Source organism: Micromonospora echinospora, from assembly GCF_900091495.1.
In the GTDB taxonomy this organism is placed as follows: Bacteria; Actinomycetota; Actinomycetes; order Mycobacteriales; family Micromonosporaceae; genus Micromonospora; species Micromonospora echinospora.
On record NZ_LT607413.1, the window covers coordinates 497,846 to 512,533 of the forward strand.

13 protein-coding genes are annotated in these 14,688 nt (G+C 72.9%); 1 reads left to right on the forward strand and 12 read right to left on the reverse strand.

Annotated elements, in window-relative coordinates; genetic code table 11:
* Window positions 1–31 precede the first annotated feature (31 nt).
* The 5 genes from GA0070618_RS02260 to truB form a co-directional block, all read right to left on the reverse strand.
* Window positions 32–1,441, reverse strand: coding sequence for a M16 family metallopeptidase (locus GA0070618_RS02260; protein ID WP_088980140.1), 1,410 nt, complete (start codon window positions 1,439–1,441; stop codon window positions 32–34).
* A 127-nt stretch (window positions 1,442–1,568) separates the two neighbouring features.
* Entirely contained in the window at window positions 1,569–3,941 is a 2,373-nt protein-coding gene (locus tag GA0070618_RS02265; RefSeq protein ID WP_088980141.1) for a polyribonucleotide nucleotidyltransferase, read from the reverse strand.
* A 233-nt stretch (window positions 3,942–4,174) separates the two neighbouring features.
* A complete protein-coding gene (gene rpsO, locus GA0070618_RS02270; protein ID WP_043962418.1) occupies window positions 4,175–4,444 on the reverse strand; it encodes a 30S ribosomal protein S15 in 270 nt (89 codons plus the stop codon).
* Window positions 4,445–4,634: 190 nt separating this feature from the next.
* Window positions 4,635–5,564, reverse strand: a complete 930-nt coding sequence (locus GA0070618_RS02275; RefSeq protein ID WP_088980142.1) for a bifunctional riboflavin kinase/FAD synthetase — start codon at window positions 5,562–5,564, stop codon at window positions 4,635–4,637.
* An 84-nt stretch (window positions 5,565–5,648) separates the two neighbouring features.
* The gene (gene truB, locus GA0070618_RS02280) at window positions 5,649–6,533 is read right to left on the reverse strand and encodes a tRNA pseudouridine(55) synthase TruB (protein ID WP_088985227.1); all 885 of its coding nucleotides are present in this window, start codon (window positions 6,531–6,533) and stop codon (window positions 5,649–5,651) included.
* A 200-nt stretch (window positions 6,534–6,733) separates the two neighbouring features.
* On the opposite strand from truB, the gene GA0070618_RS02285 reads away from it, so the two are divergent.
* A complete protein-coding gene (locus GA0070618_RS02285) occupies window positions 6,734–7,066 on the forward strand; it encodes a hypothetical protein (protein WP_231931576.1) in 333 nt (110 codons plus the stop codon).
* Between the two features lie 40 nt (window positions 7,067–7,106).
* On the opposite strand, the gene GA0070618_RS02290 is transcribed toward GA0070618_RS02285, so the two are convergent.
* The 7 genes from GA0070618_RS02290 to infB all read right to left on the reverse strand — a co-directional run bounded on the left by GA0070618_RS02290 (window position 7,107) and on the right by infB (window position 14,638).
* Window positions 7,107–8,438, reverse strand: coding sequence for an MATE family efflux transporter (locus GA0070618_RS02290; RefSeq protein WP_414467594.1), 1,332 nt, complete (start codon window positions 8,436–8,438; stop codon window positions 7,107–7,109).
* Window positions 8,439–8,858: 420 nt separating this feature from the next.
* The gene (locus tag GA0070618_RS02295) at window positions 8,859–9,068 is read right to left on the reverse strand and encodes a DUF6186 family protein (RefSeq protein ID WP_172900360.1); all 210 of its coding nucleotides are present in this window, start codon (window positions 9,066–9,068) and stop codon (window positions 8,859–8,861) included.
* Window positions 9,068–9,475: a hypothetical protein gene (locus tag GA0070618_RS02300; RefSeq protein WP_088980145.1), complete on the reverse strand. Its 408-nt coding sequence runs from the start codon at window positions 9,473–9,475 to the stop codon at window positions 9,068–9,070. The genes GA0070618_RS02295 and GA0070618_RS02300 overlap by 1 nt, the downstream gene beginning before the upstream one ends.
* Before the next feature lie 54 nt (window positions 9,476–9,529).
* Entirely contained in the window at window positions 9,530–10,579 is a 1,050-nt protein-coding gene (locus tag GA0070618_RS02305; protein WP_088985229.1) for a DHH family phosphoesterase, read from the reverse strand.
* A 29-nt stretch (window positions 10,580–10,608) separates the two neighbouring features.
* The gene (gene rbfA / locus GA0070618_RS02310) at window positions 10,609–11,097 is read right to left on the reverse strand and encodes a 30S ribosome-binding factor RbfA (RefSeq protein ID WP_088985230.1); all 489 of its coding nucleotides are present in this window, start codon (window positions 11,095–11,097) and stop codon (window positions 10,609–10,611) included.
* Window positions 11,098–11,244: 147 nt separating this feature from the next.
* Entirely contained in the window at window positions 11,245–11,538 is a 294-nt protein-coding gene (locus GA0070618_RS02315) for a DUF503 domain-containing protein (protein ID WP_088980146.1), read from the reverse strand.
* An 88-nt stretch (window positions 11,539–11,626) separates the two neighbouring features.
* Complete coding sequence (infB, locus tag GA0070618_RS02320; protein WP_088980147.1) at window positions 11,627–14,638, reverse strand: translation initiation factor IF-2; 3,012 nt, start codon at window positions 14,636–14,638, stop codon at window positions 11,627–11,629.
* Window positions 14,639–14,688 lie beyond the last annotated feature (50 nt).

Genomic DNA, 14,688 nt, shown 5'->3' on the forward strand with positions numbered 1-14,688 from the left:
GTCCACCCTGCGGACGGCGCCCCTGCCACGACTACGCCCCGGTGAAGTCGCCCTGGTCGAACGGGCCGACCACGGCCAGCGACATGGGTCGGCTCAACAGCTCGGCGGCGAGGGTGTTGACCTCGTCGACGGTGACCGCGTCCACCCGGGACAACAGCTCGTCGACCGGCACCAGGTCGCCGTAGAGCAGTTCGCCCTTGGCCAGTCGGCTCATCCGGGAACCGGTGTCCTCCAGGCCGAGCACGAAGGAGCCCTTGGACATGCCCTTGCCCCGGGCCACCTCGGCCTCGGTCAGTCCGTCCGTGGCCACCCGGCGCAGCTCGGCGCGGGTCAGTTCCAGCACCTCGTCCAGCTTGCCCGGCGCGCAGCCGGCGTAGACCGCGAACAGCCCGGCGTCGGCGTACTGGCTGGCGTAGGAGTAGACCGAGTAGGCCAGCCCGCGCTGCTCCCGGATCTCCTGGAACAGCCGGCTGGACATGCCGCCGCCGAGCACGTTGTTCAGCACACCGAGGGCGAACCGCCGCTCGTCCAGCCGGTCGATGCCGGGACAGCCGAGGATCACGTGCGCCTGCTCGGTCTCCTTCGGCTCGACCAGGGTGGTGGCCGGCTTCGTCCGCACCGCCGGGGTGTTCGGACGGTGCGCCGCCGGAGCCGCCGGGGCGGTGTCCAGCGGGGTGCCCGCCAGCGCCTGCCGGACCAGCTTCACCACGGTGGCGTGGTCGAGGTTGCCGGCGGCGGCGATCACGATCTGCGGGGCGACGTACCGCTTCCGGTAGAAGCCCTGGATCTGCCGCCGGGTCATCGGGGTGACCGTCTCCTCGGTGCCGGAGATCAGCCGGCCCAGCGGGTGGTCGCCGTAGACCGCCCGGGCGAAGAGGTCGTGCACCTCGTCGCCGGGTTCGTCGTCGTGCATGGCGATCTCTTCGAGGATCACCCCGCGTTCGGTCTCGACGTCCGCCGGCTCCAGCAGCGAGTCGGCGACCAGGTCGCACATCACGTCGATGGCCAGCGGCAGGTCCTCGTCGAGCACCCGGGCGTAGTAGCAGGTGTACTCCTTGGTGGTGAAGGCGTTCGTCTCACCACCCACCGCCTCGATCTCGGCGGAGATGTCCAGCGCGCTTCGCTTGTGGGTGCCCTTGAAGAGCAGGTGCTCCAGGAAGTGCGCGGCACCGGACTGCGGGCCGGTCTCGTCTCGCGAGCCGACCGCCACCCAGATGCCGAACGAGACGCTGCGCATCGCCGGGATCGCCTCGGTGAGCACCCGCAGCCCGCTGGGGAGCACGGTACGCCGCACCGTCCCGCCCAACGGGTCGTCGCTCAGCGTCCGGGTCACCGCCCGGGCCGACGTGGACCGGCCGGACGGGGCGGCTCCGGCGGCGCGGGCGCGGTGACCCGCACCCCAGCGGCCCGGGACGAACGGTGCGTGGTCGGCCCGACTCACAGGTACCTGACTCCTAGGGACGTAAGGGGTGGTGATCCGCCCTCCGACGGGACCAGCCCGGCTCGGCGAGCCGGGCTGGTCCGTCAGATCGGACGTTCGTGCCGTCGGTGTGACGGCACGGAACGGGTCAGCTGTGCCGGGTCCGGCGACGCGGGCGGTCGCCGCCCTCGCCACCCTCACCGCGACGCGGGCGGTCGCCGCCCTCGCCGCCACCCTCGCCCCGGCTCGCGCCCCGCTCGCCACGGTCACCGCGCGGGGCCCGGTCGGTGCGCTCCCGGGCCGGCGGACGCTCGCCACCCTCGGCGGCGGCCGGCGCCTCGGCGCCCTCGGGGCGAACCTTGTCCAGGTAGATCTTGCCGCGGGCGTCGATGTCCGCGATCTCCACCTCGACCTTGTCGCCGACGTTGAGGAAGTCCTCGACCTTCTCGACCCGCTTGCCGTCGCCGACCTTGGAGATGTGCAGCAGGCCGTCCCGCCCCGGCAGGAGCGAGATGAAGGCGCCGAACGCGGCGGTCTTGACCACCGTGCCGAGGAACCGCTCCCCCGCCTTCGGCAGGGTCGGGTTGGCGATGCCGTTGATCCGGTCGACCGCCGCCTGGGCGGAGGGGCCGTTGGTGGCACCGACGTAGATCGTGCCGTCGTCCTCGATGGAGATCTCGGCGCCGGTCTCGTCCTGGATGGCGTTGATGGTCTGGCCCTTCGGGCCGATCACCATGCCGATCTTGTCGACCGGGATCTTGACGGTGGTGACCCGCGGCGCGTACTCCGACATCGTGGCCGGGGCCTCGATCGCCGCCTGCATCACGTCGAGGATGGTCTGCCGGGCCTCGTGCGCCTGCTGGAGCGCGGCGGCCAGCACGTCCGACGGGATGCCGTCGAGCTTGGTGTCGAGCTGGAGCGCGGTCACGAAGTCCCGGGTGCCGGCGACCTTGAAGTCCATGTCGCCGAAGGCGTCCTCGGCACCGAGGATGTCGGTGAGCGTGACGTACTCGGTCTTGCCGTCCACCTCGTCGGAGATGAGGCCCATGGCGATGCCGGCGACCGGGGCCTTCAGCGGCACACCGGCCGAGAGCAGGCCCAGGGTGGAGGCGCAGACCGACCCCATCGAGGTCGAGCCGTTCGAGCCAAGCGCCTCGGAGACCTGCCGAATCGCGTACGGGAACTCCTCCCGCGACGGCAGCACCGGGATCAGCGCCCGCTCGGCGAGCGCGCCGTGGCCGATCTCCCGCCGCTTCGGCGAGCCGACCCGACCGGTCTCACCGGTGGAGTAGGGCGGGAAGTTGTAGTTGTGCATGTAGCGCTTGCGGGTCTCCGGAGCGAGGGTGTCCAGCATCTGCTCCATGCGCAGCATGTTCAGCGTGGTGACGCCGAGGATCTGCGTCTCGCCCCGCTCGAACAGCGCCGAGCCGTGCACCCGGGGCAGCACCCCGACCTCGGCGGTCAGCGGACGGATGTCGCGCGGACCCCGGCCGTCCATCCGGACCTGCTCGCGGAGCACCCGGTTGCGGACCTCGGACTTGCTCAGCGACCGGAACGCGGCGCTGAGCTCCTTCTCCCGGCCCTCGAAGCGCGGGCCGAGCTCCTCGACGACCTTCGCCTTGACCCGGTCCAGGGCCTCCTCGCGGTCGGCCTTGCCGGCGATCTTGAGGGCCTCGGCGACCTCGGCGCGGGCCAGGTCGGCCACCGCGCCGAAGACGTCCTCCTGGTAGTCCAGGAAGACCGGGAACTCGGCGACCGGCTTGGCGGCCACCTCGGCCAGCTCGCTCTGCGCCCGGCACAGCTCACGGATGGCCGGCTTGGCGGCCTCCAGGCCGCTGGCGACGACCTCCTCGGTCGGGGCGGGCGCGCCGCCGGCGACCAGCGCCACGGTGTGCTCGGTGGCCTCGGCCTCGACCATCATGATCGCGACGTCGCCGTCGGCCAGCGACCGGCCGGCGACCACCATGTCGAAGGTAGCCCGGGCCAGCTCGTCGCGGGTCGGGAAGGCGACCCACTGACCGTCGACGTGCGCCATCCGGGTCGCCCCGATCGGGCCGGAGAACGGCAGCCCGGAGAGCTTGGTCGACATCGAGGCGGCGTTGATCGCCACCACGTCGTACGGGTGCTGCGGGTCGAGCGCGAGGATGGTCTCGACGACCTGGACCTCGTTGCGCAGGCCCTTGACGAACGACGGGCGCAGCGGCCGGTCGATCAGCCGGCAGGTGAGGATCGCGTCCTCGCTGGGGCGTCCCTCGCGGCGGAAGAACGAGCCGGGGATCCGGCCCGCCGCGTACATCCGCTCCTCGACGTCGACGGTCAGCGGGAAGAAGTCGAACTGCTCCTTCGGCTGCTTGCTGGCCGTGGTGGCGGAGAGGACGACCGTCTCGCCGAGCTGGGCGACGACGGAGCCGGCGGCCTGCCGGGCGAGCCGGCCGGTGGAGAAGGTGACCTCGCGGGTGCCCAGGGCACCGTTGTCGATCACGGCGGTACGGGATTCGGTGCCGAGTCGGTTCTCGGTCATGGGTGGGTCATACTCCTCACGTCGGTGGGCCCACGACGCGCGGAAGCTGCTCAGACGGCCGGTCTTCGATCGAAGCGCCCGGGGGCCGGCGGATTCAACGCCGGGTATCCCGGGGGCCACTACCGGAGACCGGTACGCTGACCGGCTCCCGTCTCGGGTGGTCGCGCGGCCCTGGGTTGTCGGTTGGTGACGCCGATCGGGGGAGTGACCTGGTCGGTCACTCCCCCGTCACGTCACCGGCGCAGGCCGAGCCGCTCGATGAGCGACCGGTAGCGGTTGATGTCCTTCTTCTGGACGTAGTTGAGCAGCCGACGGCGACGGCCGACCAGCAGCAGCAGCCCACGACGGCTGTGGTGGTCGTGCTTGTGCACCTTCAGGTGCTCGGTGAGCTCCGCGATCCGCTTGGTGAGCACCGCCACCTGGACCTCGGGGGAACCGGTGTCCCCTTCGGCGGTCGCGTACTCCGCGCGGATCTTGGCCTTGGCTTCCTGGTCGAGCGCCATTTTCTCCCTGTTTCGATGGGTTGTTCGTCAGGCTCCGCCCGTCCCGTCCGGGAAGGGGAACGGAGGCGAACCTCGCACCCGCGGCGTCGAGCAGGCGCGCGAGGCCCCACGTCGTTGAACGACGTCTCCGCCAGACTACCAGCATCCGGGGAAAGCGCCCGTCGAAGGGCCGCCGGGCACGCCCGGGCGGTCAGCCCAACGCGGCCCGGGTACGAGCCACGTCCTCGTTCATCTGCGCGATCAGCGGCTCGATCGAGTCGTACCGGCGCTGCTCGCGCAGGTGCGCCACGAAGTCCAGGGCGAGCCGTTCCCCGTAGAGGTCCCCGGTGAAGTCCAGCGCGTACGCCTCGACCCGGCGCTCCCGACCGGAGAAGGTCGGGTTGGTGCCGATGGAGACCGCCGCCGCGAGCGGCTCCGCGCCGCCCCGCCGTACCAGCCGGGCGGCGTAGATGCCGTCGGCCGGCACCGCCGCGTACCGGTGGCAGAGCAGGTTGGCGGTGGGGAAGCCCAGCTCCCGGCCGCGCTGGTCGCCCCGGACCACCACCCCCTCCAGCCGGTGCGGACGGCCGAGCGCCGTGGCGGCGGCGGTGACGTCCCCGGCGTCCACGCAGGCCCGGATGTACGTCGAGGAGAAGACCGTGCCGTCCGAGGCGACCAGGGGGGCGCCCTCGACACCGAAGCCGAAGGTCCGGCCGAGCCGCTCCAGCAGCGCCACGTCACCGGCGGCCCGGTGGCCGAAGCGGAAGTTCTCGCCGACCACCACCAGCGCGGCGTGCAGGTTCTCGACCAGGATGTCGTGCACGAACTCCTCGGCGGGCAGCCGGGAGAACTCGGGCGTGAAGGGCACCACGCAGAGCACGTCCACCCCGAGCGACTCGACCAGCTCGGCCTTGCGCCCCGCCTCGGTGAGCACCGCCGGGTGGGAGCCGGGGCGGACCACCTCCGCCGGGTGCGGGTCGAAGGTCACCACCACCGACCGGACGCCCAGTTCCCGGGCCCGGGCCACGGCGTGACCGATGGTGGCCTGGTGACCCCGGTGCACCCCGTCGAAGACGCCAATGGTCACCACCGACCGGCCCCAGCCGCCGGGCACCGCGTCGTACCCCCGCCAGCGCTGCATCTCTCTCCTCCCTGACCGCACCGCCGCCCCGCGGTGCGGTGGTCGCCGAACGATCCCGTGCGCTGTCCGTCGGATTCCCCGGCGTCAGGCCGGGGCGAGCACGATCTCCGCGCGGGCCCGTCCCTCCCGCTCGCTGACGATAGCGAGCAGGTTCCCGGCGGGGCCGAAGACCGCGTAGGGGCCGGCGATGCCGGCCGGGGCCAGCGGGCCGCCGTGGGAGAGCACCCGGGCCTCGTCGGGACTGGCGTCCCGGCGCGCGAAGAACCGGTCGGCCGCCGCCGCGAGCGGCAGGGAGACCACGTCGGGCGACCGCTGCTCCAACTCCGGCAGGGTCGCCGCCTCGGCCAGGGTGAACCCGCCGACCGCGGTCCGGCGCAGCGCGGTGAGGTGCCCGCCGACACCCAGCGCGAGACCGGCGTCCCGGGCGATGGCCCGGATGTACGTACCGGAGGAGCAGGTCACGTCCACGTCCACGTCGACCAGGTCCGGCGTGTCCCGGCGGACGGCGAGCACGGCCAGCCGGGAGACGGTGACCCGCCGGGCGGCCAGTGCCACGGTCTCGCCGTCGCGGACCCGCTTGTACGCCCGCTGACCGTCCACCTTGATCGCGCTGACCGCGCTCGGCACCTGGTCGATCTCGCCGGTGAGGGCGGCCAGGGCGGTACGGACCGCCTCGTCGGTCACCCCGGCGGCCGAGGTGGTGGCGGTGACCTCCCCCTCGGCGTCGTCGGTGACGGTGGTCTGTCCGAGCCGGATGGTGGCGGTGTAGCTCTTCTCCGCGCCGATCACGTACGTGAGCAGCCGGGTGGCCCGGTTGACCCCGATGACCAGCACACCGGTGGCCATCGGGTCGAGCGTGCCACCGTGCCCCACCCGGCGGGTGCGGGCCAGTCGCCGGATCCGTGCCACCACGTCGTGCGACGTCATGCCACCGGGCTTGTCGACCACGATCAGACCGTCTGCGCTCACGTCGGCCAAGCCTGCCAGACCGCCCGGGGCCGGTCCGCGCCGGACCGCCCGTCCGGCCCGGGGCGGCCCGTACCACGCGCCATTCGGCAGATCGGTCGGCCGAGGCCGAAAAGAGACAGCAGGCGACGCGGTTCGGTGCCATCATCAGGCACCCGGCCCACGGTTACGGGGAGCAACCCGACCGGCCATGAAGGAGATCGATGTCCACCGTCCACGACAGGAACACCAGCGGTCCGGGCCAGGCCGGGCGGTCGGCCCGGTCACGGCCACCCGGTCAGCCGTCGCTGCTGCCCGACTGGATGCGCGACCCGCCACCGCCCCGGGTCACCCTCGGCGACCGGGTCGCCGCCGGGCTGCTGCGGCTGCCGGGGGCGCCCCGGGCCAGGCAGTCCTGGTGGGCGTGGCAGGACCGGCGACGACTGTACGAGCGCTTCCCGAACTCGTTCAAGATCGTGGCGTTCTTCGCCTCCTGGGCGATCGCCCTGACCCTGGTGCTCACCGCGTGGGGCTTGTTCGCACTGGCAGCGGGCTGAGGCAGACCCGCACGGCCAGGCCATCCGGTGGCCGGGCCGGTCAGCCGACGCCGGCGACCACCCAGCGTCCCGACCGCAGCCGCAGCGCCAGCGCGACCAGGCGGATCACGACGAAGAGGGTCAGCCCCGCCCAGATCCCGCCGAGGCCCAGGTCGAACGCGTAGGTGAGCCAGATGGCCGGCAGGAAGCCGCCGAGGCCGGCGGTCACGGCGAGGTTGCGCAGGTAACGGACGTCGCCCGCGCCGATCAGCACCCCGTCGAGGGCGAACACCACGCCACCGAGCGGCTGGATCAGCACGAACCACGGCCAGATCGCCGCCGCCTGCTCGCGTACCTGGGGATCGGAGCTGAACAGCGCGGGGACCAGGTTGGCGCCGACGGCGACGAGCGCGGCGAACGCCAGCCCGCAGACACCGCCGAGCAGGGCGACCCGGCGGGCCAGCGCGCGGGCGCCGGCCTCGTCCCCCGCCCCGAGCGCCGCCCCCACCAACGCCTGGGCGGCGATGGCGAGGGCGTCGAGCAGCAGCACGGTGAAGAACCAGAGCTGTACGACGATCTGGTGCGCGCCGACCGCGGCGGCCCCGAACCGCGCGGCGACGGCCGTCGCGGAGAGGAAGCTGGCCTGGAAGGCGACGCCCCGGATGAGCAGGTCCCGGCTGACCGCCAACTGGTGGCGGATGACCTGCGGCCGGGGACGCAGCGACACCCGCTCGGCGACCAGCGCCGCGACGAAGAGGCCACCGCAGAGGGTCTGCGCGACGACGTTGGCGACCGCCGAGCCGACCAGACCCATCCCGACCGGATAGACCAGCAGCGGGCAGAGCAGCGCGGAGAGCAGGTTGGGACCGAGCACGTACCACAGGGGACGCCGGGTGTCCTGGATGCCGCGCAGCCAGCCGTTGCCGGCAGCGGCCAGGAGCAGGCCCGGCGCGCCGAGGGCCGCGACCCGCAGCCACTGCGCGGCCGCGTCGGCCACCTCGCCGGTCGAACCGGCCAGGGCACGTGCCAGCGGTCCGGCCAGGACCTGCATGCCCAGCGCGACGACCAGCCCACCGGCGAGGGCGAGCCAGGACGACTGGACGCCCTCGGCCACCGCGGCGGCCCGGTCACCCGCGCCGAAGCGGCGGGCCGACCGGCCGGTGGTGCCGTAGGCCAGGACGCTGCCGAGCCAGGCGATCAGCGTGAGCACCGTCCCGCCGACCGCGACGGCGGCCAACGGCACCCGGCCGAGGTGGCCGACCACGGCCGTGTCGACCAGGACGTAGAGGGGTTCGGCGGCGAGGACGACCAGCGCCGGCAGGGCCAGCCCGGCGATCCGCCGCGCCGACGCCACCGGCGCCGAGGGCACGGCGGAGGCGGTCACGGGCCTGATCCTGGCACGTCCCGCGTAATGATTACAACCCCGCGTGCCCCTTACCGCCCCGTCGCGGACGGGACGGGTGGATCACTGACGGGTGTCCATCGAGGTCTGGAGGGCGCGACGGGCCTGCTCGCGAGCCTCGTCGACGGTCTCGGGCTGGGGCTTGGTCGGCATGGCGGTTCCCTTCCAGGGCAGGCACGCGTCGGCGACGCGGCGCACGTGGGTGTTCCCTGCTGCACGCCCCGCCAGCGTCCGGGGGTGACCGGCTCGGCTGGCCCGGGCAGCGTGGACCCGGGTCGGTTCGACCCTGGAGGGAGGCGGTGTCCGGTGGGAACCACCACCAGCGGGCGACGCCAGCAGAACGCGCCGACCCTCACCCAAGTTATCGTTAAGTTCCACATGTTGCCCGTGCTTCCCACCACGTGGGCACCGTCAGCGGGCGAAGAAGTGCCAGCCGATCCACCACCAGAAGCCGAACAGGCCGATCCGCCCGACCGGCACCGAACCGACCTCGTACTGCATCACGTACGCGCAGACGTCGCCGAACGACGGCACCCGGGAGCCCTCCCGGCGGGCCGCCCACTCGACGACGGCGAACAGCACCAGCGAGACCAGGAAGCCGCCGATGGCCAGGGTCCGCATCATCGCCGCACCAACCCCCAGAACGCCGCCAGCCAGGCGAACCAGGCCGCCGAACGGACCAGCGAGTCCTCCAGCAGCGGATCGGCCAGACGGGAGAAGGTGGGGAAGTCGTCCCCGGCCGCCATGACGAAGGTGGCTCCCTCGAACACCCCGAACACCACCACCGGCAGCACCCACCAGATCGCGCCGGAGCGCAACCGCTCCGGCGCGGGGCGACGCGGCACCCGGTGGCTCAGCCCGAGCCAGACCAGCACTCCGCCGGTGCCGATGGTGTAGAGGTTCGCCGACGTCGAGAAGGAGGGCAGTTGACCTCCTACCAGGGACAGGCAGGCCAGTACGGGCACGACGACCACCGGACGGTCCCAGACCCGGGGTGCCTCGGCGGCGATCTCGTGGGGCTGCTCCATGCCGCGATTGTCTCCCTCCGTCACGGAGTGCGGAAAGGCCGACACTCCTCGCGGTCAGTCCCGCTCCTTCGCCTGCGTCAACGCCGAGTCCAGTTCGGCCCGGATCCGGGCCACCACGTCCTGCGCCGTGCCCTGGCCGGTGAACCCGGCCGCGAAGCGGTGCCCGCCGCCGCCCAGGGCCACCGCGACCCGGCTGACGTCCACCGCGCCCTTGCTACGCAGGGAGACCGCCCACCCGTCCTCGGCGATCTGCTTGAGCACGCCGCTGACGTCCGCCTCGGCGGTGCACCGCACCGAGTCGATCAGCGGCTCCAGGACGTACGGCCGCTGGTCGTGCCGGTCCAGGTCGGCCAGGGTGGCGTAGGTCCAGACGAAGCCGTGACCACCGGCCGCCGCCGGTTCCAACCGGGTCCGGCCGAGCACGTCACCGTAGAGACGGACCGCGCCGAAGGGCCGGGTGTCGAAGATCCGCCGGGAGATCTCCCCCGGCCTGATGCCGGTGGCGAGCAGCCGGGCCGCCATCCGGTGCACGTCCGGCGTGGTGGCGTCGAAGCGGAACGAGCCGGTGTCGGTGGCCAGCGCGACGTACAGACACTCGGCGATCTCGGCGTCGAGCGGCACGTCGAGACGGGTCAGCAGCTGCTCGGCGACCACCGAGGTCGCCGCCGCCTGCGGATCGACCAGGTGGACGTCGCCGAAACCGGTGTTCGAGGCGTGGTGGTCGAGCACCACCGCCGGGGCCGCGACAGCCAGCCGGTCGACCAGGTCGCCCAGGCGGGACTCGCTGGCCGCGTCGAAGCAGAGGACCAGATCCGGGTCCCGGTACGCCTCGGCGGCCGGCACCAGCAGGTCGAGGCCGGGCAGGTCCCGGAAGGGTTCGGGCACCTCCGGTGGGCCGGGGAAGGTCGCCTGCACCCCGCGCAGACCGAGCCGACGCAGTCCCAGTCCGAAGCCGAGCATGCTGCCCAGCGCGTCCCCGTCCGGGTTGACGTGGCAGATCAGCAGCACCCGGGAGTCCGGGGTGAGCCGCCGTACCGCGTCGACGGCGGCGGCCCAGTCGGCGCCGGCCGGTCCGGACGGCACCGACGGCTCCCCGACCAGCAGACCGCCGGTCGGGGAGCCCGGATCGTCGGTCACCGCCGGTCCCGGGCGGCCGACGACACGTCGTCTGACTCGTCGGACCCGGCGTCGGACTCCTCGGACTCGTCGTCGACCCGGTACGGCTGGGCGTCCCCGGCATACGCCGCCCCGGCGGCGATGCGCTGCACCTCGGCGTCGGCGCTGCGGGCCTGGGCGAGCAGGTCGTCGATGTGCTTGACGTGGTCCTGGACGTTGTCCAGGACGAAGGTCAGGGTCGGCGAGTGCCGCAGCCCGAGCGCCTTGCCGACCGTGCTGCGCAGCATGCCCTTGGCGCTCTCCAGCGCGGCGGCGGTGCCGGCCTGCTCGGCGGCGTCCCCGAGCACCGTGTAGAACACCGTGGCGTCCCGCAGGTCGGCGGTGATCCGGGCGTCGGTGATGGTGATCATGCCGAGGCGGGGATCCTTGATCTGGCTCCGCACCACCGACGCGACCAGTTCACGCACCCGTTCGGCGTGCCGGCGTACCTTGGCCGGATCCGTCATCTCCGCCACCTCCACGGCATCGACTCCCGGTCCGGACCGGGGCGCGGACGCCGTCGGTGACCGGACCGGCCAACAGTTCGAACACTACCCGCGCGACCATACGCGTCACGCCCGAGCACCGGCGGCCTTGGCCACCGGCATCCGCCGTCAGTCGTCCGCGCCGTGCAGGCGTCGACGGACCGACAGCAGTTCCACCTCCGGGCGGCCCGCCACCAGGCGCTCGCACGAGTCGAGCACCTCGCGGACGTGGGCCGCCTCCGCGGCCACCACGGCCACGGCTATCTCCGCCCGACCGTGCAGGTCGAGCGCTCCCACCTCGGCGGCCGACACCTCGAAGCGGCGCAGCGCCGCCACGATCGGCCGTACGTATGATCTCTTGCTCTTGAGCGACCGGGAATCACCCGGCAGCAGCAGGTCGAAGACCGCGGTTCCGGTGAACATCGCCTCGGACGATACCCGCCCACCGGCCCCCATGATCAAGGGGTTTACGCCGAGCCGGCGTAAACCCCTTGATCAGGTGTCCCGAGCGTCAGCTACGGGCCTTCTCGCGCATCTCGAAGGTCTCGATGATGTCGCCGACCTGGACGTTGTTGTAACCACCCAGGGTCAGACCACACTCGAAGCCCTCGCGCACCTCGGTCGCGTCGTCCTTGAACCGCTTGAGCGAACTGATCGTGAGGTTGTCCGCCACGACCGCGCCGTCGCGCAGCAGCCGCGCCTTGGCGTTCCGGCGCATGATGCCCGACCGGACGATGCAACCGGAGATGTTGCCGACCTTGGACGAACGGAACACGTCGCGGATCTCCGCGGTGCCCAGCTCGACCTCCTCGTACTCCGGCTTGAGCAGGCCCTTGAGCGCCGCCTCGATCTCCTCGATGGCCTGGTAGATGACGGTGTAGTACCGGATCTCCACGCCCTCGCGGTCGGCGATCTCACGGACCTTGTTGGCGGCCCGCACGTTGAAGCCGATGATCGTGACCGCCTCGGACGAGGCGCTCGCGAGCATGACGTCGCTCTCGGTGATCGCGCCCACGCCCCGGTGGATGATCCGAAGCTGGACCTCCTCCGGGATGTCGAGGTTGAACAGCGCGTCCTCGAGCGCCTCCACGGAACCGGAGACGTCGCCCTTGAGCACCAGGTTGAGCGAGGTCTTCTCGCCCTCCTTGAGCTGCTCCATGAGCGTCTCGAGGGTGGCCCGGCCACGGGAGTTGGCGAAGGACGCCGCCCGCCGCCGTGCCTGCCGCTGCTCGGCGATCTGCCGCACCGTACGGTCGTCCTCGGCGGCCAGGAAGGTGTCACCCGCACCCGGCACCGCGGTCAGACCGAGCACCAGGACCGGACGCGCCGGACCGGCCTCGACGACCTGGTTGCCGTTCTCGTCGAGCATCGCCCGGACCCGGCCGTGCGCCCCACCGGCGACGATCGAGTCGCCCGCCCGGAGGGTGCCCTTCTGCACCAGCACGGTCGCCACCGCGCCACGGCCCTTGTCGAGGTGCGCCTCGATCGCCACACCCTGCGCCGGCCCGTCGATCGGCGCGGTCAGCGACAGCGACGCGTCGGCGGTCAGCAGGACGGCCTCGAGCAGGTCGTCGATGCCGATGCCGGGCTTGGCCGCGACGTTGACGAACATCGTGTCGCCGCCGTACTCCTCGGCGACCAGGCCGTACTCGGTCAGCTGCTGGCGGACCTTGTCCGGGTTGGCCTCCGGCTTGTCGACCTTGTTGACCGCGACCACGATCGGCACGTCAGCCGCCTTGGCGTGGTTGAGCGCCTCGATCGTCTGCGGCATCACGCCGTCGTCGGCCGCGACCACCAGCACCACGATGTCGGTGACCTGGGCACCACGGGCACGCATGGCGGTGAACGCCTCGTGACCCGGGGTGTCGATGAAGGTCACCGCCCGGTCCTCGCCCTCGTGCGGGACGTGGACCTGGTAGGCACCGATGTGCTGGGTGATGCCGCCCGCCTCGCCGGCCACGACGTTCGCCTTGCGGATCGCGTCGAGCAGCTTGGTCTTACCGTGGTCGACGTGACCCATGACGGTCACCACCGGCGCACGGCTGACCAGGCGGTCCTCCGCGACCTCGGCGTCGAGGTCGATGTTGAACTGCGCGAGCAGCTCGCGGTCCTCGTCCTCCGGGCTGACGATCTGGACGTTGAAGCCCAGGTGCTCACCCAGCAGCAGCAGGGTGTCGTCGGAGCAGGACTGGGTCGCGGTGACCATCTCGCCCAGGTTGAACATCTCCTGGACCAGCGAACCCGGGTTGGCGTTGATCTTGTCGGCGAAGTCCGACAGCGAGGCGCCACGGGAGAGCCGGACGACCTGACCCTGACCCCGGGGCGCGCCCGAGCTCATGGTCGGAGCCGACAGGTTGTCGAACTCCTGTCTGCGCTGCTTCTTGGACTTGCGGCCACGGGTCGGCCGGCCACCCGGACGCCCGAAGGCACCCGCGGCACCGCCGCCACGGCCACGACCGCCACCACCGGGACGACCGCCACCGCCGGCCGGCCCGCCGGGACGGAACCCGCCACCGGCACCGGCACCGCCGCCGCCCCCACCGGGACCGCCACGGAAGCCACCGCCACCGCCGCCGCCCCCACCGGGACCGCCACGGAAGCCACCGCCACCGCCGCCGCCCCCACCGGGGCCACCACGGAAGCCACCGCCACCGCCGCCGCCACCGGGACGGCCCGCGCCGCCGCCGGGGCGACCCGCGCCGGGACCACCCGGACGACCGGGACGCTGGCTCGGCATGGAGGCCGGGCTGGGCCGGGGCGGCATGGAGGCCGGACTCGGCCGGGGCGGCATCGAGGCCGGACTCGGCCGGGGACCACCGGCGCTGGACGCCGGCGGACGCGGCTGGCCGCCGCCGGAGATCCCGAACGGGTTGTTGCCCGCGCCACGGGCCGGCGGACGACCGCCGGGGCCGGGACGACCCGGAGCCGGGGTGCCGGTACGACCGGCGGCCGGCGAACCCGGGCGGGGCGGGATCGCACCCGGACCCGGACCCGGCCGCGGGCCGGGGCGGGTGGTGCCATCCGTCGGGGGCTCCCGGCGGACGTTGTCACGCTGCTGCTGCCGGGCGGCCTGCGCGGCCTTGACCGCGGCCTCCTGGTCAGCCTTCAGCTGGGCCGCGCGCGCCTCGGCGGCGGCGACCTCGATGTCGTGGGCACTCGCCGGCTTGGCGACCGGGGTCGCCGAGGGCGGCGGGCCGGGAACCGGTCCCTTCGGCTTCGGACCGGGCACCGCCGGCCGCCGGGGCGGCATCGGCTTGGCCGAGATCCGGGGCTCGCCGGGGACCGGCGGCGGGGTCGGGGTGGGCCTCGGGGCCGGGCTCGGGGTGGCCGCCGCCGGAGCGGACGGCGCCGAGCTCTCGGCCGACGCGACGAATGCGCCCCGCAGACGTCGGGCGACGGGCGCCTCGACGGTGCTGGACGCGGACTTCACGAACTCGCCCATTTCCTTCAACTTGGCGAGAACTGTCTTACTCTCGACCCCGAGCTCCTTAGCCAGCTCGTGTACGCGGGCCTTACCTGCCACTGCACTCCTCACTCCGAGGTCGTGCGGGCAGCACCCGCAGCGACCTCACT